At 43.4% G+C, this 21,324-nt stretch carries 13 protein-coding genes and 6 pseudogenes; 7 read left to right on the top strand and 12 right to left on the bottom strand.

Annotated elements, in window-relative coordinates; translation table 11 throughout:
- The first annotated feature begins 114 nt into the window (after positions 1–114).
- Together DCL27_RS17200 and DCL27_RS17195 are read left to right on the top strand one after the other, a co-directional pair.
- Entirely contained in the window at positions 115–618 is a 504-nt protein-coding gene (locus tag DCL27_RS17200; RefSeq protein ID WP_223931212.1) for a helix-turn-helix domain-containing protein, read from the top strand.
- Complete coding sequence (locus tag DCL27_RS17195; RefSeq protein ID WP_223931211.1) at positions 566–1,105, top strand: IS630 family transposase; 540 nt, start codon at positions 566–568, stop codon at positions 1,103–1,105. Before DCL27_RS17200 ends, DCL27_RS17195 begins: the two co-directional genes overlap by 53 nt.
- Positions 1,106–1,645: 540 nt before the next feature.
- Here the strand turns inward: DCL27_RS17195 and DCL27_RS17815 are convergent.
- Together DCL27_RS17815 and DCL27_RS17190 are read right to left on the bottom strand one after the other, a co-directional pair.
- The gene (locus DCL27_RS17815; protein ID WP_227016404.1) at positions 1,646–1,774 is read right to left on the bottom strand and encodes a group II intron maturase-specific domain-containing protein; all 129 of its coding nucleotides are present in this window, start codon (positions 1,772–1,774) and stop codon (positions 1,646–1,648) included.
- A 743-nt stretch (positions 1,775–2,517) separates the two neighbouring features.
- Entirely contained in the window at positions 2,518–3,939 is a 1,422-nt protein-coding gene (locus DCL27_RS17190; RefSeq protein ID WP_071526375.1) for a DASS family sodium-coupled anion symporter, read from the bottom strand.
- Positions 3,940–4,059: 120 nt separating this feature from the next.
- On the opposite strand from DCL27_RS17190, the pseudogene DCL27_RS17185 reads away from it, so the two are divergent.
- The 5 genes and pseudogenes from DCL27_RS17185 to DCL27_RS17165 all read left to right on the top strand — a co-directional run.
- Positions 4,060–4,464 (top strand): annotated as a pseudogene (locus DCL27_RS17185) (transposase); the annotation flags it as partial.
- A gap of 703 nt (positions 4,465–5,167) precedes the next feature.
- A pseudogene (locus tag DCL27_RS17180) lies at positions 5,168–5,860 on the top strand (transposase); the annotation flags it as partial.
- Positions 5,861–6,516: 656 nt separating this feature from the next.
- A pseudogene (locus DCL27_RS17175) lies at positions 6,517–7,547 on the top strand (hypothetical protein).
- Between the two features lie 65 nt (positions 7,548–7,612).
- Positions 7,613–8,006, top strand: a pseudogene (locus DCL27_RS17170) (DDE-type integrase/transposase/recombinase); the annotation flags it as partial.
- Between the two features lie 625 nt (positions 8,007–8,631).
- On the top strand, positions 8,632–9,018 hold the full coding sequence (locus DCL27_RS17165; protein ID WP_035600024.1) for a hypothetical protein: 387 nt from the start codon (positions 8,632–8,634) through the stop codon (positions 9,016–9,018).
- Between the two features lie 317 nt (positions 9,019–9,335).
- Here the strand turns inward: DCL27_RS17165 and DCL27_RS17160 are convergent, their stop codons facing one another.
- The 10 genes and pseudogenes from DCL27_RS17160 to DCL27_RS17115 all read right to left on the bottom strand — a co-directional run bounded on the left by DCL27_RS17160 (position 9,336) and on the right by DCL27_RS17115 (position 21,313).
- Positions 9,336–9,953 carry a response regulator transcription factor gene (locus DCL27_RS17160; RefSeq protein WP_170114865.1) on the bottom strand — a complete coding sequence of 206 codons (618 nt, stop codon included), beginning with the start codon at positions 9,951–9,953 and terminating at the stop codon, positions 9,336–9,338.
- Between the two features lie 5 nt (positions 9,954–9,958).
- Positions 9,959–11,068, bottom strand: coding sequence for a CfaE/CblD family pilus tip adhesin (locus tag DCL27_RS17155; RefSeq protein WP_170114866.1), 1,110 nt, complete (start codon positions 11,066–11,068; stop codon positions 9,959–9,961).
- A gap of 46 nt (positions 11,069–11,114) precedes the next feature.
- Entirely contained in the window at positions 11,115–13,778 is a 2,664-nt protein-coding gene (locus DCL27_RS17150; RefSeq protein WP_109691589.1) for a TcfC E-set like domain-containing protein, read from the bottom strand.
- A gap of 22 nt (positions 13,779–13,800) precedes the next feature.
- A complete protein-coding gene (locus tag DCL27_RS17145) occupies positions 13,801–14,283 on the bottom strand; it encodes a CS1 type fimbrial major subunit (RefSeq protein ID WP_071526420.1) in 483 nt (160 codons plus the stop codon).
- 27 nt (positions 14,284–14,310) lie between these two features.
- Positions 14,311–15,018, bottom strand: a complete 708-nt coding sequence (locus DCL27_RS17140) for a hypothetical protein (RefSeq protein ID WP_146196435.1) — start codon at positions 15,016–15,018, stop codon at positions 14,311–14,313.
- A 552-nt stretch (positions 15,019–15,570) separates the two neighbouring features.
- A pseudogene (locus DCL27_RS17135) lies at positions 15,571–16,471 on the bottom strand (IS5 family transposase).
- A 337-nt stretch (positions 16,472–16,808) separates the two neighbouring features.
- Positions 16,809–17,511 (bottom strand): annotated as a pseudogene (locus DCL27_RS17885) (IS110 family RNA-guided transposase); the annotation flags it as partial.
- A gap of 66 nt (positions 17,512–17,577) precedes the next feature.
- Positions 17,578–19,656, bottom strand: a complete 2,079-nt coding sequence (locus DCL27_RS17125) for a prolyl oligopeptidase family serine peptidase (protein WP_035600260.1) — start codon at positions 19,654–19,656, stop codon at positions 17,578–17,580.
- 197 nt (positions 19,657–19,853) lie between these two features.
- Positions 19,854–20,420, bottom strand: coding sequence for a hypothetical protein (locus tag DCL27_RS17120; RefSeq protein ID WP_223931209.1), 567 nt, complete (start codon positions 20,418–20,420; stop codon positions 19,854–19,856).
- 128 nt (positions 20,421–20,548) lie between these two features.
- Positions 20,549–21,313: a F4 family fimbrial subunit gene (locus DCL27_RS17115; protein WP_035600252.1), complete on the bottom strand. Its 765-nt coding sequence runs from the start codon at positions 21,311–21,313 to the stop codon at positions 20,549–20,551.
- Positions 21,314–21,324: the final 11 nt, after the last annotated feature.

Genomic DNA, 21,324 nt, shown 5'->3' with positions numbered 1-21,324 from the left:
AGGGGGAACTCAGTCCGGTTTATGCGATCTGATCAATCGCGGAATATCCCAAATCACCAGCCGGACTGAGCCATGCCGATCATAGCACCAATCCCCAGAACCGAACGACGCCTGATGCAGAAAACGATCCATAAAACAAAGGACAAACACCACGCCCGGCGGCTCACCGCCATGCTGATGCTGCATCGTGGTGATACCGTCAGTCATGTAGCCAGAACGCTCTGCTGTGCCCGTTCATCGATTTGTCGTTGGATTAACTGGCTCACACTGTCTGGTGCTGAAGGCCTGAAGTCATTACCATCAAGACGTGGGAGGCGCTGGCCGTTCGAACATATTTGCGCATTGCTGCGTGAGCTTGTTAAGCATTCTCCTGGCGATTTCGGTTATCAGCGTTCCCGCTGGAGTACCGAACTGCTGGCGATAAAAATCCGTGATGTCACCGGTTGCCCGCTACATGCTTCAACCATCCGGCGATGGTTACCTGTTGCCGGACTGGTATGGCGCAGAGCCGCGCCGACACTGCGTATCCGTGACCCACACAAAGAAGAAAAAATGGCCGCTATCCATGATAGCGCTGACGAAATGCAGTGCGGAAAACCCCGTATTTTACGAAGATGAAGTGGATATTCATCTCAACCCGAAAATCGGGGCTGACTGGCAGTCACGCGGGCAGCAAAAGCGCGTTGTCACACCGGGCCAGAATGAAAAGTACTATCTTGCCGGTGCGCTGCACAGTGGTACGGGAAAAGTCAGCTACGTGGGTGGAAACAGTAAAGGTTCATCCTTATTTATCATACTGTTAAAACATCTTAAGGTGACATACCGGCGGGCAAAAACGATTACGCTCATTGTCGATAACTACATCACCCACAAAAGCCGTGAAACGTTGCGCTGGCTGAAAGCAAACCCGAAGTTCAGGGTGATTTATCAGCCGGTGTACTCGCCGTGGGTCAACCATGTCGAACGGTTGTGGCAGGCGCTTCATGAAACAATAACCCGAAATCACCAGTGCCGTTCAATGTGGCAACTGTTGAAGAAGGTTCGTCACTTTATGGATACCGTTAGCCCATTCCCCGGAGGGAAACATGGGCTGGCTAAAGTGTAGCGGTATTAGGATTAGTTAGTTATAGAATGAAATTCCCGAGTAAAAAATATTATCCACTAGGATTGGCTGTTTTTTATTTTGTGGTAGACTGACTAGAATCATAGCTGACTGGCTCATTTTTGAATGAGTTCGATTTTGCGTCAATATTGACTCCTTGATGTTTTAGCTCGCTGCTTATGCGGCGTTTTTTTTGTCTAGCGCCTGCCTGGGTTATCTTCAGTTAGCATTAGGGGGGCAGAGCAGAAATTCTACCCTCACCTTGCGAGGGCACTATTATTTGAGGACAGTCCTTTAGGACGGTTCGGTGTTGATCGGCATAGGAGGAGGGTAGCACAAGGTTATATCCCTACTACACCACACAGTAAGTAGTAGCCGTACCGAGCGGGTCGAGAAGTTGAGGTCATGCAAGTAGGGGGAAGCCGAGAGCGTCAGTTCACCCCAGCCTCGCTGGTGTCGCCACTAGTACCCTGTGCCTCCCGCAATATGTGCGGCCCTCGTGAGACATCAATGTTGTGATGTACACCGTCTTCCTGTGCTCCATTACTTGAGTTGAATAGCTTGGAGCCGGTAGCGTATCTCTGAATCCAGATTTTTAAAGATCTGCTGTGTTTGTGCCAAACGGAAGTAGGATCTCCTACCCGAGATGTATTCCCGTATTTTTTCGGTAATCTGAGGCAGGTCTTAGCTGTCGATACGTCTGGTGATGTCGCGGACATGCTGCTTGAACGAGCCGGGAGCCTTGGGAGTTACTGTAATCTTGACAGAGCTTCCCATCCACCGCCGTAGGTTTGTAGATAAGGAACGCCCATCCGAAGCTGGGCACTCTTTGTTTTTCTTCTCGTTCACGCGCAGATGCAACTTTCATACATCTTGCGCATCCAGCCTAGGCAGTTCTTCTGCTTTCTAGCTGCGAAATGGCGAGTGAAACGATGTCCGCGCTATTGCAGTTTTAGCAGCACATTGACCAACAGCAGCGGCCACCTTACGGTGATCCCCTGATCACGAACCAACCACGCTATTCGCTATGAGCTTAGTCTACAAATAACGGCGAATCTGCTGTAGCATGGCCTCATCGGAGATTTGTTTCACCAATCGCCCCATCAGGATGTCGTGATAAACTCGATCAAAAAACTTTTCAAGATCTCCCCGAAAACTTTCCTGTGCTTGTAGCACCGCGTTGTGCGAGCTGCAGTCCGGTCGGAGACCATAACTGAAATCAGATAATATCGGATCAATCAACGGTTGCAGCACTTGTAGCTGCATTTACTAGATGAGTCTATCGATGTAACAGTTGGTATCCTCAAGCATGCCGTCCGCTGGCTTCGAAATTTCCACGCTTCAACCGTACTCTCGCCCTAAACCTTCTTGTTCACGATTCACCGACGGTACTGGGTTGTTAATAATGTTTGTAGCTAAAGTCCTAATATTGACCACCATATTAAACCAGATGTCATAAAAATAATAAATCCAGACAATCCTATAATCAATCCATTAACCATCCAGCGACTAGGGGAATGGTATCCATATCCTAGTGCAATAGGATTTCTAGCATGAGAGTAAGTTGTTAGGTTACAACCAATGTTCATTATTCCTGCAATAGAAAGAACGGCTATAATTGGATGCACATGGAGTGATAATAATGATCCAATCATCACTCCACCAAGCGCTACTATCTTTGCTGTTCCTGATGCGAACAAATAAGATGTTATTAGGAAAAACAACATCAAAACAAGTAAAAATAAAACTGGTGATGCTCCACTCATGACATTAGCTAAGAGTGACGAAATTCCATCACCAAGCCATTTTACAACACCAAGTTTTCTCAAGTTATCAGCCATTCCCATTAAAACAGAAAACCAAATAAGTGTATCCCAAGCACTTGATTCAGATTTCACATCATTCCAACTTAGAACCCCAAGCATAAGCATTACTGACAAGCCTATAAATGCAGCGCTTGTAGCATCTAAGTTTAGTAATGGACCTACGATCCACATAACCACTAGTAATAAGAAAACTATAGACAGTAATATTTCTGGTAGTGTGATTTTTCCTAGTTCACAAAGCCTTGCTTTAGCAAATTTTGGTGCGTCAGGGGTTTTTTTTGTATTTGGAGAGATAAAGTAATATAATATAAATGGTATAATTATAAACAAAGCTATTGATGGCGGTAATAGATAGTACGTCCACTCTAAAAAAGTCAAATGAATTCCTAGTAAAGTTGAAGCTATTCCAACGAGTGCTAGGTTGCCAGCAAAGCCGGTACTAAAACCAACTGCTGATGCATCGTTCATTGCTGATGCATTACTTATTAAAAACTCGCCAAGTTTTTTATCCTCTGGAGCTATGGTTTTAGCTAAACCATTCGCTATTGGTGACGTTATTGCAAATCTTGCTGTATTACTAGGTGTGGCTGGGGCCAGTATATAGTCAGCCAAACCTATGCAGTAGGCTATTTTTAATGATGATGTGCCAAATTTCTTAAGCAGAATAAGTGATACTCGCTCACCCAAACCGGTTTTAGTAAATGCTTTCGCTATCATGAAAGCAATTACAATCAGCCAAATTAAAGAATTACTAAAATTATGTAGTTCTGTTTTTATTGCTGCTGAGCCTATTTTCTCCACAGGTAAAGTGACACAATAAACTGCAATAGATAGTATTGCTATGGCTCCTGTAGGCATAACATTTAGCACTATGGCAGCAATAGTTGCTACGAATAACAAAGATAAATGATAGCCGTTAATAGACAACCCGCCTGGTGGTGGTAATACATAAAAGATTGTCGTAATAGCACTTATCCCTAATAACTTTTTCCATTTAAATGATAATTTCATTCTTCCCCTCTTTTATTTTATCCTCAGTGAGGGAAAAGTATAAAATTCTGTATAATACAACTGTGATGCAACTTCAGTAAGTTACAAACATTTACATTAAAAATATCTATCTTCCACTGCTGGCTGCCCTCTGCGGGTCTGGCGTAGCACAGGGCAGCACACAACCCTGTGTATCTACGACCCTCATAAGAAAGGTGCGGTAACCCATAAAATATTGGGCGAATGTCGCGCAGAGAATCTCGTCTTTTATGAAGATGAAGTGGATATCCATCTTAATCCCAAAATCAGCACAGACTGGCAGGTACGAAGACAACAAAAACGCGTGGTAATACCTGGGCAGAATGAGAAATACTATCTGGCCAGAGTGCTGCTCTGTGGTACGAGCAAAGTTAGCTACGTGGGCGGCAACAGCAAAGGCTCAGCCTTATTTATCAGCCTGTTAAAGCATCTTAAAGCGATGTGTCAGTGTGGATAACTACATTATCCATACATAAAAGTCGGGAAACGCAGCGTTGGCTGATAGCTGAAAAATCGGAGCTCTCAAAAAGTACAATACGTGGAGCTAAAGCTAGAGTACTTATACTAAGGCCTGTGAAATCTCATCACTAGATGAGTGGTTTCATCCCGAGTGGGGAGGAGAAGAGAGGAACTGACTCAGCTTGCTGGTTCATCTCACGTCTGAATCACAACTGATTTTCTTATTTGAGCATTTTTTATCGATGACTATTTTTATGAAAAAAGAGTAAATCAAAAACGAAATTGATATAGACATTCTTCAATAACTGTTTTTAAATTAGTATAATTGATACATCGCAACATGATTGTAGTATGGGGAAGTTGGGTTTTTGGGTTGGAGTATTGTGCGGTGCGTACATTTTGTTATGTGTTGTTTGGGTAATTTATCTAACAGTTTGATATTGCTGGATTTTATATAAGTATTACACTTACACTACGCTCGGCTGAGCCATTGCTTGGTGGGTTTACATGGATGTGTATCTCAGCAGTTTACTACCATGTGATGGCTCAGCCGAATGTGGTGAGTCTCTAGGCTGATAGAGTGGTTATGCTAGCAGGATATGAACACCTCAATAAACGCCAGTCGTTAAAGAGTTAGCACTTTAGTAATGACAAAGCTGGAGATCAGCACCAGCCACCACAGCATGGCTGAATCGCCATGGTTTTAACAGACACCTCAGAGTCATTTAGAATGGCTTAAAGAGAGGTGCACATGAGCAGTAAGCGTTATCCTGAAGAGTTTAAAATTGAAAGCTGTCAAACTGGTTGTTGATCGTGTCCATTCTGTTTCCAGTGTTGCAACATGTTTCGGTATCACTACCTGCAACCTTTATACCTGGATAAAGAAGTACGTGCTGGACTCCTCCACCAACAAAGAGCAGTCAGATGCTCAGGCCGAGATCCGTCGACTCCAGAATGAGCTGAAGCGGGTTATTGACGAACGGGACATATAAAAAAAGCTGCAGCGTACTTTGCAAAACTGTCCGATTGAGATACGCCTTTATCCGTGACAACTCCTGTTGTTGACCTGTTCGTCTACTCTGGCGGGGGCTGAATGTTCATCCGAGTGGGTTTTACACCTGGCTTCAGCAGCCTCCTTCACCACGGTATCAGGCGGATCTCAGGCTGGCTGGACAAATCAAGCAGTTCTGGTTGGAGCCCGAGCACGGTTGCGTTTATGGCTATCGCAAGATCCATCACGACCTGAGAGATAGCGGGCAACAATGCGGGATTAACCGTTTCTGGCGGCTCATGATGCGTGCCGGGAGAAAAGCTTAGGCCGGCTATCGAAGCCCACGAACGCGTAAATGTGAGGCCAGTATCGTGACACCCAACAGACTCCAGCGGCCAGCGGCAGTTCAATCTGGAAGTACCGGATGAACGTTGGATAACGGACATAACTTACAGTGTGCCTGGAGTTTAGGGCGAGCATGAATGCTCAAATGAACCACGAGTCTATCTGGAATATTGAACCGGTAACTCATGACGAAAAGTCCAACAATCCCGTTGGGTGTGATGACGAGCGGCAGTGACCTACGGCATGCTCGCCGGGTGATGTAACTCGCTGACAACGGAGATTGAGGCGAAAGCCAAGATGATCCTCAAGGTTGAGTACTGAAAGGCTGAGGAACATGAACCCGTTAATCCGCCTCTGTGGGTTGAAAATATCACCATGGTCTACGTGATCTGACAGGCCGTGCGGGAGGGATTGGTGGTTATACGTAAGCACGGCCGATCGACGGTGTTTTGATATGTATGCGAAGCACCGGTCAGCAGCGCCTATCACGATCAGCGTTGCTGACTTCTACCACCTTGCAGCAAGCAAGGATAAAGAGTGCGACTGGCAGCCTCCTCAGTATGTTTGAGTCCGGGCAGGTAAACCGGGAAAAGTCAGTGACGGATGTTAAGGAGGCATGGCTCCGATGACGCGCTGGCTGGCGGAGCTTCCGTAGTAGTCCGCGATGGGGAAAACCCATTACATGGCAAAGGGAGGCAGCTTAAATGTGTTTGCTGAGCACGCTACCTGATCCAATGAGGTGAAGACCTTTGATGATCAGCGAAATACAACGCAAGCTTGCCTCATGGGCAATAGCCGATCCGTCCCGACGGATTGAACGGTTGCGGCGTCTGATAACACAGCCAGAATAGCTGGCTGAATCTACACGAATTACGCTTTCATCAAAAGGTGCTCATACACACGGTGTTGATGGCGTGAATAAATTTGTGCTGCAGGCCAGGCTGGCTGCTGAACTGCAAGGACTTAGGGTTGAATTAATCTCTGGCCACTACCAGCCGTCGTCCGCCAGGCGGGTTTGCATTTCCAAAAGAAATGGTAAACAGTGGCCGTTGGGGAGCCCCACGTTGCGGGATCGTATTATTCAACGGGCCATGCTGATGTCTAGGGGGGCTAATATGGGAATGGGAAAGTGATTTTCATGCGCTTTCGTACGGTTTCCGGCCTGAACGGAACAACAACACAGACTGTGGTGAGACACGGGGCCGCAGGGTGATTGACGGTGACCTGTTTTGACACCGTACCTCATCGATTACTGATGAAAACCGTACGCCGCAGGAGCAGTGAGTTACGTTTCATGGTTCTGCTGTGGAAAACAATCAAAGCGGGACATATTGATGTCGGTCTCTTTCGGGTAGCCAGTGAAGGCGTATGCTGGGTGGTGTAATATCCGCGGCTGTCGAACATAATGCTTAGAAAGCAAAATCGATATGGTTGAGATATTCAACCAGAAGCTGAAAGGCTGGGCTGTGTTCTAACAGTTTATTGATTTTAAAGCAAAAGTATTCAGTTATATTGACCGCGTGGTGTTCTGTCTACTCCCGAAAATATCGTAAAGGTATTGCATTCCTGATGAGGTGGTGGTGTAAATCACCGAAACCAGGTCAGAGTAAAACGTAAGTTTTATTTGGTAATAACCAACTACGGGAGGCTCAACGGTGAAGCACTTTACCGGTTGTTAGGGCAAGGCAAGAAGCTATTCCGTTGGCAATTGCCAGAAGATAACCCTTACCTGAGGCTGGAAGCTAGAAATACATCACGGTACCCGGAAGTGGCAATGGCACTAGCCAGCGTTTAAACGGAGAGCCGGATGCGCTGAAAGGTGCACGTCCGGTTCGGAGATGCAGGGAAATAGTCCGACACGTCCTGTCTCTTACTCTACTCCGAACACTCGAAGGCTGGCTGTATCTGGCCGTGGTTGTTGACATGTTCTTGCGCAAAGTTATCGGCTGCCCGAATGACCAAAGATATTGTCCTGAATGTGCTTATGATGGCCATGTGACGATGTAATCCCCAAAAACAGGTGCTGGTTCATTCTGATCAAGGTAGTCAGTACACAAGCCATGAGTGGCAGTCGTTCCTGAAATCACACGGACTGGAGGGCAGTATGAGCCGTCGTGGTAACTGTCATGACAACGCAGTTGCAGAAGGTTTTTTCCAGCTACTGAAATGTGAATGGATTAAAGAAAAAAACTATGGGACTCGGGAAGAAGCCCATCGCAATATTTTTGATTACCTCGAAATGTTTTATAACAGTATAACGTCGGCATAGTTCAATTCACACCACAGAACTGGCGATTTACGGTGTTGCTACCATTCTACAATTGTTAGGTTTAGCCCAGTGGTTAGGGGGAAAGGCAAGCTATTGGTTCAAGGAGGTACCTTCAGCAACGCTGATACCAATGGTATTTAGATCATAAGTACAGCATCAGCGGTATTTCTGGTGTCGTTATTGTGTCATGGCTATTCATCCTTTGTCGTAAAAACCGCAGAAAGTAAACCGAATCTGGTAACCTTGGAGACTAACCTTCAGGGAGGAAGTTAATAGGATAAAAATACCTGAACTCTCTTCTAGCTCTGGAGAACCATTAGAGTACGAAATCCAGAACGGCCATGACCAGTGACTAACTATTCTCTTCATCGCTCCTAAGATAGGGTTAATTTAGATATCGAAAATTTATTGCATTAATGAAGATTTTCTGGTATGTCAATACCAGTATTTATGGTTTTGGATCAAAAATAAATGTGAATGATTCTGGATCTGTAAGTGGCCATTATAAATCAATATTGATACTCTGACGGTTGTTATGTGGCGAATTATCAGGTGAAAAAATAATCAAATTGAGTCTAATTAAATAAGCAGGAAAAAAGGAGATGATAGAATGCTTGATGTTATAAATGATGGAGTGGATTTTTTTAGGGCGATTACTTTTTCTATGCTGATATGGACGGCATTTTGCATAGCAGCTTGGTATATTTTTTTCAAGGCACAGCATTATTCATGGCGAGGAAGAAACTTGATAGACTTTATTGATCTATTTCCTACGTGGTTTGTTAATGGTGTTCTGGCTGCATGGTTCATCACGGGTACGTTCCCATTGCTTGACTATATTGCAGATAAGGAGCAATTTAGTCACACGCTTGGACAAATTGGAGAAATCGTTTTTCTCGACGAACGCCCATGGTATGGAGTGGGTAGCTATCAACTTATGGTTGTGTTACTAATAGTTATAGTTAGCCACCTAATTCATCGCTATAATAAAGGGTAGGTTTGATGTAATTTATGTTTGTTCATTCTGCTCATTAAATCGGTATTAAATACAACTGATAGAGTTTATCTGTCTGCTTATTATTAATGAGCTAAAAAAACGGCATGTTATCATTTTTTACCACTTAAAAAATAGATCGTTTAAGATAAAGTCTGCTCTATGAATATGGTAAGAAAAATATAGCAGAAACAGTTATCGTAATTATTACAAAGTCATTTGACTTATAGGTGGTAAGGAGATTAGCAATTACCTCTGAAAAAGCATTATTAATAATTAACCAAAATAATATTTGTTTCATCAAGATGATGATATTCTAATTAAGAGAAGTTCTGAGTTAGCTCAGATAAAAAGAAAAGATGTATGATTTTTTTTATTAACATCTTCCTCTGTATGGCATATACATATGAGTATATGGTTTTTACTGATAGCGAAAAAAAAGATGCAATGTCATTGTAACTATACCCAGCGAGAATCATTTCTAATATCTCAAGCTCTCTCCAAGTTATTATTTCTTTAGTCACTAGATTTTTCTCGCAATATTTTGAATTTGCTATGTCAATTATGATATCTTTTGCTGTTTTGATTTGTGTTTTTTTATCAAAGACCCAAACATATAAACCTGTTATTTGACAAGTCAATATTGCAATATTTCTCTCAACTTCATTTGAAGTAAAAAAAACAGCCCCCCCAATTACAGTTTTATGTCTCTCTAAAATATTAGCAAGTTGATGAAAAGCTCCATCATAGAAATTTGTTATTCCATTTGTGGGTAGTAAAATGAAAATAAAAACACTATCCTCAATCTCCAATTGCTTATTGAGCAATTCATAATAATTGATTGGTATCGAACATGATCTTACTGGTAACTCATGTATTAATGAATTAAACGCCAACTTAGTATATTTGCACTCGCCTAAAAAGCAAAAATAGTTCATGATTATCATTTATCCAAGGATGGGGTGAAAGTTACTTTTAGTACGCCAACATAATGGCCCGCTTGCTGTTTTGATAAATCAAATGGCTTGAGCTTTATTTTTATTGACCATGGGGCACAAGCTACAGGTTCTGGTAATCCTGGCATCATTACTTGCCGTATGGCTATAGAACTCATTCCTGAATAAATTAGTTGTTCACCAGGCTTTACCATTTGGAGGGCTTCGGATGAACCAGGGGATGAAACAAAAATCTGATAAGGTAAAAATGACTCTCCTGGTGTTGTTGCTCGTCGTAAAATAAACTCTTGAGAAGTATTATCAATATCATCACTATTGAATGTTATTTGAAATGTCTTACTATTACTGTTATAACCATCGTATAAACAGGTGTCTATTATTTTTTCTGCCATAACCCGGCTAGGAGTATTTGATGCCCAATATGCAGGTATAATAGGCATTATAATATTGGCAGTATTGCCATGGAACTGAGGAAACCAGATGCGAATATTATTATTATCAGTTATATTTAAAGTAATATTTGCCTCCCAATAGGCGTCCATAAAACCAGGCCAACTATCGTTGATAGAGCCTACACCTGCATGCCATTGACCTGTCCGTAACTTTAAATGAGCAAACCAAACCCCTCCAATGGGGAATTTTTTTAATTCATCTTGTGGTATATATACATTATAATTTAATCCGTTGTATGGACATCCACCAGGTGCTCCTGTAAACTTTATTATAGAGCAACTATTATTTACAGTTCCTTTAACCACCACTGCGTGTTTTATATTCGTTTTTTTTTCAACAAATGATAATAAAACATAACTCCCCTCACCATTCCAAGTGGGTAAGGTCGGGCATGCTCCATAATTATCATTGCTATCAGATAAACAGCTAAGAAAAAAGTCTAAACCATTAGGCTTTCCATTGGGCGTTGGTATATTGATACGTTTATTTTCCCATAAATAAATCTCAGGCAATGGTGAGTTTAAATCATAGGATTTCTCTATGTTTATAGTTGATGAATAATCAGATGGTGTTGAGGCCATTGATATTGTAGGTTTCCAGGATATCACTGCAATCAATATGATTAATTTGATAAATTTATTCATTTTTACCGTTCGCCGAGATATGTCATTAATATACCGATTAGTATAGTTAATGTTTATTTTCATTTGTTATAGAAAGAAGTCTAGCCACTCGATCAGAGTTCTTTATTATTGATGGTAAAGTTGTATCACTTACTTGATGACAATTTGCAGCATTCACTTTGCGGATACCGTTAAATCCCTCCTTATATTTTATAGGGCAAATAAAAAAATCTCGATCTTTCAGTATGTATAATGACTTCGGGGAGTAATTAAACTCTACAACAAAGGTGCCATCTGGATTTATATCAGGGACATCAGCATTAAGAATATGCCCGCCAGCCAGAATATTTTCCCCATTAACCAAAAGACGTCCAACATAAATATAAATTGTATTAGCACGTAACCGACTGATGGTGACATGCCCTGGTAACAGGAAGATGTTTTGTGTACCGGCCCCATTAATCAGGTTACCATTAGTTTCGTAACCAATTGCATCCTCAATATTGATTTTGTCGGCCATATAGTCCATCGTTGGAATAAACAGTTTGCTCCCATAGCTAATGTATGCATCCCCCCCTTGCATTGATGTTATTTTAGCTATAGGTCCTATTAGCTCTTTTTGATTCTGATTTTTAGAATCAATAATAACTCCAGAAAGACTAGATTCATTTCCATCACCATTTCCTAATACAAATCCTGCTGATGAAATTGTGAATGTTGAGTCGTAGTGTCCACTTATAGTTTTATTTGTATATTGTTTCGAGCGGTCATAGCTAAACGATATCCCCGCATTTCCTAGTGAGCTACCCAATTCAGTATTAACCAAAGCGTTCTGGTAATACCTTCCACCAGATAGTGTCGCGTCTAGCGAACGATAGTGCTGACCACTCCAAACCCACTGTTGGCGTAATGATATATTATTATTCTGACTATGCTGCCGATAGTCCAACGAAGCCGTTGTATTATGGTTAAAATTGGATGACGATTGCATGTTTTTTGATAATGATACAGTTAAAAAAATCCCATTATCGTGATTGTCGCTACCACTACTTCGATTGCTGAACATGCCTATTCTTGGCCAAATACTCCAATCCTGATAGTTCGTCGATGTTCCTAATGTTAGCAATATACTGGATGTTACATATTGTGATGAGTATAATGATAACCCACTATTTTGTTGATGAATAGATGGATTTATGTAAGAAGATTCGTCTCTCTCATACTCCAATGGCTGCAAAAAACGTTGTGCTGAATATGAATAATTATATCCTAACGAAGCTGTCCACCCATATTTACTTGTGCTGGCTATGACGCCATAATTATTATGGCAACTAATTTGATTTGTACAAAATGTATGATAGCGTGATATGTTGAGTGCCATGTTGCTATAATCCCAACCCAGTTGCTCACTATCAGAAATACCTTTTCCTTCTTTCATCAAATAGCTATATTTTAATGATAAGATGCCTGCTCTAGTGGGTAGAGTCCACGTTAGGTCACTTTCACTGAATGGAGAGCCAGTTTTTCTCCCCATCAGTGCACTTGTTAGACTCAGATGACTAGATAGGCCGAATCGAATACCTCCGGCGAATTGTGTTTCTTCTTTGTTTTTTTTAGTCAACTTCGATGCTGCACTATAATCATTCGATGCATGTTGTTTCCCGACCTGAAAAAACCATTGTATTTCTCCTGCTGCTGGCTGATTTCTATCACTATTTTCGAAAAACTGTGTTTCTTGACGAATTAGTTTCCCATTTTGGAAGATTTTTAATAATACAGGATAAGCTCCGGCGGGAAAGTTATTCGTATCAACATCATGGATACCAGCCATCAGATAACTGCTGCCAATTAACTGTCTCCCTTGATAAATATCAACTCTCGCTGGTTGCGTTAATATGACTGTTAATGGTGTAGCCGTAGTTGTAATATTTTCCGTATTAAGATACGCATTACTTGAGCCAATACGCAAACCATCTATTTGAGATTGTGGCAGGAGAGATAGTGAAAAATCCCCCCCCAAGCGTGAGCTTAGGTTAGTCAAATCCATTCGTCCTACTTGGCTATAAATACGAGGTGTTATATCAGTACGCAAATACAGATTATTAAACTGAAATTGTGAAGATGAGCCTCTCTCTCCCACATTTTGAAAAAGAACCCAGTCACCTTGTATATAGTTTGATCTACCTACTCCCTGAGCAAAGTAGCCGGTTCCTCCTAAGCTTTCCATGTGCCCATCATGGCTAAACACAAGTGACTGATGACTTACCAGCGCTGAACGAGCATTGTAGCTTTGGTGGAAAAAGTGTTGGCTATTATTTTTTACCCACCTTGGAGTTATCAGTAGCATGGCCGATTGTTCTTGCTCATTATAGATAATCCCGATATTTTCCTCTGGGGCAAAATAAAAATCCTTATCATGCCTAGATATTGGCATAGCTAGTTCAAAAAGTATTTTTTTTCTGATGTTTTCTGGCACGCCATCTAAAGGAAGTTTTGCGAATAATTTATTTGGTTCTTTAAATGTTAGATATTCAGGCGTAACAAAAACAGTAAAAACGCCCTCGTTTTCACCATGAAAAGAGATATTTAGAAGCTCATCCTGTCCAAAACTGAGAGCTTCAAATCCTGCCGGAATGCTATCTTTTGCATATACAGGGGAGTTGCTAATGATAATTAGCACCCAAAAGAATAAATGGGATAACCTTTGAAAACAAATAACCCCTCCCCTCATTTATATCACCTTTTTACTTGAATTATTTTGTAGACTGAGCTAATACCAGATTAATAATCCCAGCATAATGACCTGCTGTTAGATTCTTTGAATCTGAAGTTGGCTTGACAGATAGTTGCATAGGGCTGGTCTCCCCCTCAGAAAATAATGTTTTTTCATAGCTAGTTGGTGAGGTGCTTAATGTTTTCCCCGCCAGTGTAACAGTCATGGGGACGGTAGATGCATCTGCTGAATTTGTTAACTGCATTGCATTAGCAAGACTAACATCAACACCATGGGCGGTATCATTACTGGCAAGACGAACCATTTCGGTTCCAGCTTGCAGCCCAACACCAGGGACAAAGGCTAATTGTATATCTGTCAATGGAGTATTGTTAGCAGATACAATTCCTACTGCAGGATTAACGTCAGCAGATACATTAATCGTCGCTGTACCATTTGTGGTGGCGTTTGCCAAAAATGGAAGAGAGATTAGAGAGCTAAAGACAATATGTTTAATTTTCATACATAGAACCTCAAAAAGTTAATGGTATCAGTTTACTTTTAAAGTCACAGGGGCTCCCCCTAACTGATATTTAATAAATAAAAAAGAGTGGGGGGGGGCTTTATCTGTGATTTTATAATTCATGTCAGGATAAATAGCACGATTAATTGTTTTCCACTGGCAACTATCCTCCTTATAACAAAAATCATATGCTGATATGCGAACGTGGACATTTCCTGTATTTTTTAATTTGCCTGATACGTTATCGTATGAAAACGAAATAATTTTATGCTCAGGTGTCACATAGACAAGAACTCCCCAGATAACGTTAATTGTTATCTGAGCATCTCTTCTGTTAGTACTCGCTTGATCAATGCTATCACTAGGAACAGTCGATATATATACCCTGTAAACCCCTTCTTTTTGAGGAATATTTATAGGAAGAATTCTTACCAAGTGAGAGCCTTGTCCGGAAATAATAAAACGCTGGGGGGAAGCGATAACCCCTGCATTATCATCAGAAGCCACGGGCACCTCCTGTTGTTTAGGCGTCCCAGGATTAACAATCCTTTTTACTGATGTTTTTATGTACATTGTCTTATCGGAGTTTGAAAACACTCTTACTGATCCAGAATATTTATTCTCTGATGATAATGTAATATTTATTGGGCTGACCTGAATATTGGCCTCTACATTTGTCATCACAAACAACAGGCCAATAAATGAGGAAATTTTTATTGCTAATTTATTAATCATTACGGTTACCATCGCTGACACCAGTATTTAATTAACTGCACAAATAAAACACGATAGCTATATCTGTAACATAAAAACAACAAGAGCTTCACCATCTTGTAGTAAATAAGCGCTCACAGCTACTTGTGCGACATAGACTATTATTGGTTTTAAATCTTGTCAAAACGCAGATTGACGATCTTTTGTCTTGTGTTGGCGTGGTAATTGGTGTTTTTATGGCTAATAATTCTTAGGCGGAGCAACATACAATACTGTTCGTTACGCTCATAACAACAGATAATTATGAGTTTTTTTGATTTTTAAGTTTAAAATTCTAACTTATTATTGTTGTTTATTTTTTGCAAACCTTTAGAATATTAAAGGTATTACCTGCTTTTGAATTGTGTGATTTATTTAATAAACTCAACGAGTTACTTCGCTTTTTTGTAAAAAAGCGAAATATGTTGTGCTTGTTTACGAATACTTGAATGTTTAGTGATTTTGGATGTTACGTTCGTGGCTTTGTTGAATAAATCAGAGTCAGCCGAAGAGGGGGGGGCAGCAGTACACCCGTTATGCGATCCGGACACTATGCGGCATACCCAACAACGTCATCCGGTTTAGCGCTTTGACCATCGCCATCGCTTCGCCCACCTGTGCGTCGTAGTCTCGCAGGCTCAAGTGTCCGCCCAGCAAGGTTTTGATACGGAACATCGCCGTTTTTGCCACGGAACGTCGATGGTAGCCTACTTTCGTCATTACTACCGCTCAGATGCTGATTAGCCACCGCATGGTTACGTTCATGGTACCTGCCCGGTCAGTATTGCGCCCCGTTTCGTGGAGGGATAAGTTGCCTGATTTTTTTCCTCAGCAACGCATCATGACAGTAGCGCGTGTCATAAGCACCATCTGCTGAAGCCTTCTTTATTTTTCTGTGGGTCTGGTTAAGTGCCTGCGCATCTGTCGTACCGCTGAGCGATAAATCGGCACAGATTATCTCATGCGTCGCACCGTCTGCAGCCAGATGAAGTTTGCGCCATACTCTGCGCCTGTCAGCTCCATGTTGCCTGACTTTCCATACCCCTTTGCCGAAGACCTTCAGGCCAGTAGCATCGATAACCAGATGCGAGATTTCTCCCCGGGTTGGCGTCTTTATGCTGATGTTGATGCTCTTTGCACGTTTGCTGACCAGAGAGTAGTCCGGGCTGCGCAGCGGCAAAACCATAAGGGTAAAAATCGAGTCAATGAAGCCCTGTAATGCCCGGAGCGGCAGATTGAACACGCGCTTTATCATCAGAACCGTGGTGATCGCCATATCGGTGTAGTACAGAGGTCGGCCACGACCTTCAGGCTGTGCACTGTCAGTCCATGCAGCAATAGCTGATTCATCAAGCCAGATCGTCAGTGAACCACGCTGCCTGAGTGCCTTGTTGTAGGCTGAGCAGTTGGTGATTTTAAACTTTTGCTTTGCCATGGGGATCCGATGCGGAAGAAACTGTAGCGATCAGATCCGCCAATCACCTAAAAGTTAGATTTATTCATAGATGGTCGCCTCCGGTTTGCCAAGCTAAACATGTTGTGGTGGATTTGCAGGTCATCAATTGCAGCCATAGATCCGGACTTTGCCGAGGTGATGTGAAACTCCTCTGTCCCTGATGGAATACGCTGATGGAGACCTCTATCAACAAAGCGCTCTTTCAGTAGCCTTGAATAAACCGGGTTTTCCCCATCACGGTCTGACCTGTCCTGTCATCACGTCATGCTTGCCTGAACAATCGGTGGTGTTGTTTCTGTCTTATTGACTCAGATAATTAAACGTTTATCACTGCTGCACAGTATTCCTGGTCTTTTGACAATAGTGCCCACACAATCCGCGCATTCTTATTAGCCAATGCTACTGAGGCAATGTTGTTATTTCGGCGTGCCAGTAGCCGACTGGCCCATCCCGATACAGCATCCTGTTTACGTTTGACCGACTGCAACACAGCCCTGGCTCCGTGAATAAGTAAGGTTCATAAATAAACATCACCTCGTTTGCTTATCCCGAGCAAGACTTGTTTGTCACCACTTGAATGCTGACGTGGAACCAGGCCTAACCAGGCAGCCAACTGCCGGCTATTTTCGAAATTGCTGGCGTTGCCGATAGTCGCAATGAGTGCGGTGGCGGTGACTGGGCCAATGCCTGGGATCTTGCTGATACTGATACGCTGACATAGCGCATTTTGCGCGGTAGCACTGCTCAATCTGCTTGTCGAGCGTAGCGATGACATCGAACAGATATGTCATATGGTGCTGTAACAGATTCAGTTGTACACGAAATAGATATGGTAATGAGTTATTGGCATCTTCCAGGATCTCAGGTAACTGTAGTTGTAACTGCTGGATCCCCCGGGATACAACGATGCCAAATTCAGCCAATAGCCCCCGTATTTGATTCGCCTGAGCGGTCCGTTGTTTGATGAAACTCTGACGACTCCGGTGAAGTGCCAATACGGCTTGTTGCTCAGGAGTCTTGAATTGGCTGACTCCTGTAAGGAAATAATGTTTTTACGGTTTAAATTCCTGTCGATGTATATTATTCTACTTGTTATTCAAGTTGGACCACATGAACTCGCTCACCATCGCACTGATAAAGGCCGTTTGCTGTTTGTCCGCGGCAGAACTGTGCCCACCTCCTTTAATATTCTCATAAAAGTATACCTGCTGATACCCCATCGCCTGCATACGCGCCGCCATTTTGCGTGCATGAGCCGGGTTAACACGGTCATCACTGGTGGCTGTATAAAATAACACCGGTGGGTAGGCCGTTCGCGCTTTAATATTATGATATGGGGAAAACGTTTTGATATAGGCCCACTGCTCAGGCTTGTCCGGATCACCAAACTCTGCGATCCATGACGCTCCAGCGGAAAGCTGAGTATAACGCTGCATATCCAGCAAAGGCATTCCACAGACAATGCACCCGAATAACTGCGGATACAGCGTTAACATATTGCCTACCAATAAGCCTCCGTTACTCTCACCGCGTATGCCCAAATGTGGCGTAGAGGTTACTTTGCGCGCAATCAGGTCTTCAGCCACGGCTACAAAATCTTCATAAGCTCGATGTCGATTTTGTCTGAGCGCCGCTTTGTGCCATGCAGGGCCATATTCGCCACCACCACGAATGTTAGCCACGACATACACTCCTCCGCGCTCCAACCAGGCCGGAGCCTCGTCATTCAGATATCCTGGCAGTAGCGACTCGGCAAAACCGCCGTAACCATATAGTTGAGTCGGCGTACTACCGTTCAGTTTGAGATCGTTGGCAGCAATTTGGAAATATGGCACACGAGTACCGTCTCTTGAGCGAGCGAAATGCTGGCTAACTTGGTAGGCCGTGACGTCAAAATTCTGCGGCTCTTGTTTCAGTAATGTGGCTTCACCACCATCGAGGTTACCTATGTACAACGAGGTTGGTTGTAGAAATCCACTGGTGGTCAGGAAATAGTCGTTACTTTCTTCATCAATGCCGTCAGCGGAAATAGTGCATATGGAACCGGGACTACTCAGAGGGTGATGCTGCCAGCAGCCTTTCTGCGGGATCAATACCTCCAATCGATTGATTACGTTATCCATGATGCTGAGGATCAGATAATCGCGGGTTTTGCTGTAGCCGCTTAACACACACTCTACAGTGGGGGTGAACAGCAACTGTAATTCGCGCTTACCCGCCAGATAATCGTCGAAATTAGTTGCCAACAGTGCACCAGACGGATAGATCCTACCGCCTACTACCCAGTCGCTGTTCAGCATGATTAACATCCATTCCCGATGCGTACTCAGTTCAGCATCAGCCGGGATATCGATTTTAATAAGCTGCTCATCCTGAGTCAGCCAAAAATAGTCACAGTGATATAAGTCTATTATTCGACAGACAAAATCACGCTCAAAGCCAGGTGTGTAATCGTGATAAGCAAAGGCCTCCACGTCTTCAGGCCGTGCTTCATACAACGTTTCAGCAATGCTCAGTGGCTTACCACGCCGCCAGCGTTTAACTATGCGCATGTAGCCAGAGCGAGTCATTGAGTCGGGGCCAAAATCGGTAGCTATAAACAATGTATCCTGATCAACCCATGATACCCGGCTTTTCGCCACAGGTACATTGAAGCCATCTTTTACGAAACATTTGGCCACCAGATCGAACTCGCGAATTTCGGTGGCATCACCACCATCTGGCGACAGGTATATCAGGCAATATCGGTATTCCGGTGCCAAAGGTTGCATACCCTGATAAACCCACATCTTGTCCTCCGCTTTTCCTAACGCATCAAAATCCAACACCGTCTCCCAAACTGGCTCGGCCTTGCGATACTCGACCAGAACTGTACGCCTTAGCACCCCTTGTGGATTGTCCTGCCCTTGCCGAAAATTGTAATAGTAATTTCCATATTTACTCACCCAGGGGATCAATGTGTCTTTATTGAGTATGTCCAGAATTTCTCGCTCAACACGCAAAAATTCTTTACTCCGGGTGAAACGCGCCATAGTGCGCTGATTTTCCTTCTGTACCCATTGCAGAGATCTTTTGCTCTGCAGATCTTCCAGCCACAGGAATTCATCATCGATGGATGGTTCGCTCGCTATAGCCAGTCGAATATTGCTAAATAATGAGTCCATTGCAAATACTGACCCTATAGTTTGTACAACAAGCTTAATAAACTGACGTCGATTAGTGACTAACAAAATTCTACTCCTTTTAAAAATGGAAAATTCAGTGATGTCACCCGTTCATCGGTATATTCTAAATCCGTACTCACAGAAATAACCGTAACGCTATGCTGATGAAAAATAATTTCACCAATAATAATCGGTTTTCACTCCTGCCAACAGTTCACTTCAGATAACAGACCACTCACGCATAGCACATGTAGATTTTTCACCCCAACATGCTCTACCAATCTAGAACGGAGGTAATAATCTTTATGTGGCGTTACTTCCTGCGAGGCATTACAATTTATCGCCATGCGCAAGGACATCAGCGCCTTCTTCTGATGACATGTCAGTTCTCCTGCAGGTTCAGGGTCTGACGCCCCCTTAAACGCCTGTTGTAACATGGTACGTAATTTACTCAGGTTGTAACGACCATTGATAACCTGAGCCGTTCCCCTCAGAAGCGTCATGCCCTTCAGACGGGAAGGAACCAGCAAAACCATTGGGACAGGATTGGCTGCGTACAGCTTTCTGACCCTCTGTAAATGCCGCCCCCAGCCAGCCAGAAGTTCCGCACTTAGTGCCACTAGAGTAAGGTCATACCCCTTCCTGCCAAGCGACACATTTGGCCGCCGCACCACAGCATACCCCATACAAACCAGTAGATGGGACAACCCCAGCAGCTCATATTCACAGTTACCGATCAGCAGTATGCGTTTTCGACGATGCATAGTATTCTCCACTAATGTCCGGACGGTATAACTAGGGGCTCAGTTTGTGTGCTGGCCGGGGTCAGATAAATAGTGCTGGAAACATACCGGACTTCAGATGATGAATAATATTCAGGACAGTCCCCTTTCTATTGATATTCAATACTTATTGGTAGTGATGCCAGCCAGCGATCCGGTACCGCCCCGAACAGACGTAACTCACCGCTGTCAGCCACTATCTGGGTACCGTAAACTCCCTCCACCTGGCGCAGAGAAGCATCGTTGTAACGGCTCAGGCCTATTGTATCGGTCACCACCATGTCCTGCAGCCAGTTTGGGCCTTCCCCGTTGAACATCATTTGCAGCACACTCGGGACGTTACCTGCTTGCATGGTTCGCCCCTCTCCAGGAAGACCATTCGTATTCAGGTCATTATGTACACTGGCGTATATATCCTGCCCGTCCTGTCTGTGCCGCAGAACCGCCGCCACCTGCATCCTGAAAACAAATGTCCCCACCCGGAGACTGTTGTTACCGCTTACGGGAAGCGTTACTTCGGCTATCCCTGTTCCGAGCCATGTAAGGGAAAAATCTTCTACCTCCTTCCCATAGATTACTTTGGGGGAGCATCCCTCATGCCTTGTCGGTGTGGTCAATGTGGTTTTTCCCAGCAATATCGTCATTGCTGGCAGAGAAACAGGCATCCTCTGCGCCTTGTTATGAGTGTCTCCTTTTGGCTTAACCTCCAGACGTTCATTTCCCGGCCCGACTTTCCACACCCACGGATTACGTGTGTTGGTCACCGGACCTTCCAGCTTAAGCTCTCCACTGAAATTCTCTCCCGGTGTATTCCAAGCCAGTACACAGGAAGGTTGGAGGCTGAAAGCGAACAGAAACAACGTCACCTTTTTCATTTCTCTTTCTT

Origin of the sequence: Edwardsiella tarda ATCC 15947 = NBRC 105688, assembly GCF_003113495.2 — a bacterium.
GTDB classification, from domain to species: Bacteria; Pseudomonadota; Gammaproteobacteria; order Enterobacterales; family Enterobacteriaceae; genus Edwardsiella; species Edwardsiella tarda.
This window is presented reverse-complemented; position numbering and strand designations above follow the sequence as displayed.

Bases quoted from the DNA above. Each gene is read 5' to 3' on its own strand.
- DCL27_RS17200 (WP_223931212.1), top strand. From the start codon at position 115: ATGCAGAAAACGATCCATAAAACAAAGGACAAACACCACGCCCGGCGG.
- DCL27_RS17195 (WP_223931211.1), top strand. From the start codon at position 566: ATGATAGCGCTGACGAAATGCAGTGCGGAAAACCCCGTATTTTACGAA.
- DCL27_RS17190 (WP_071526375.1), bottom strand. From the start codon at position 3,939: ATGAAATTATCATTTAAATGGAAAAAGTTATTAGGGATAAGTGCTATT.
- DCL27_RS17165 (WP_035600024.1), top strand. From the start codon at position 8,632: ATGCTTGATGTTATAAATGATGGAGTGGATTTTTTTAGGGCGATTACT.
- DCL27_RS17160 (WP_170114865.1), bottom strand. From the start codon at position 9,953: ATGAACTATTTTTGCTTTTTAGGCGAGTGCAAATATACTAAGTTGGCG.
- DCL27_RS17155 (WP_170114866.1), bottom strand. From the start codon at position 11,068: ATGAATAAATTTATCAAATTAATCATATTGATTGCAGTGATATCCTGG.
- DCL27_RS17150 (WP_109691589.1), bottom strand. From the start codon at position 13,778: ATGAGGGGAGGGGTTATTTGTTTTCAAAGGTTATCCCATTTATTCTTT.
- DCL27_RS17145 (WP_071526420.1), bottom strand. From the start codon at position 14,283: ATGAAAATTAAACATATTGTCTTTAGCTCTCTAATCTCTCTTCCATTT.
- DCL27_RS17140 (WP_146196435.1), bottom strand. From the start codon at position 15,018: ATGATTAATAAATTAGCAATAAAAATTTCCTCATTTATTGGCCTGTTG.
- DCL27_RS17125 (WP_035600260.1), bottom strand. From the start codon at position 19,656: ATGGACTCATTATTTAGCAATATTCGACTGGCTATAGCGAGCGAACCA.
- DCL27_RS17120 (WP_223931209.1), bottom strand. From the start codon at position 20,420: ATGCATCGTCGAAAACGCATACTGCTGATCGGTAACTGTGAATATGAG.
- DCL27_RS17115 (WP_035600252.1), bottom strand. From the start codon at position 21,313: ATGAAAAAGGTGACGTTGTTTCTGTTCGCTTTCAGCCTCCAACCTTCC.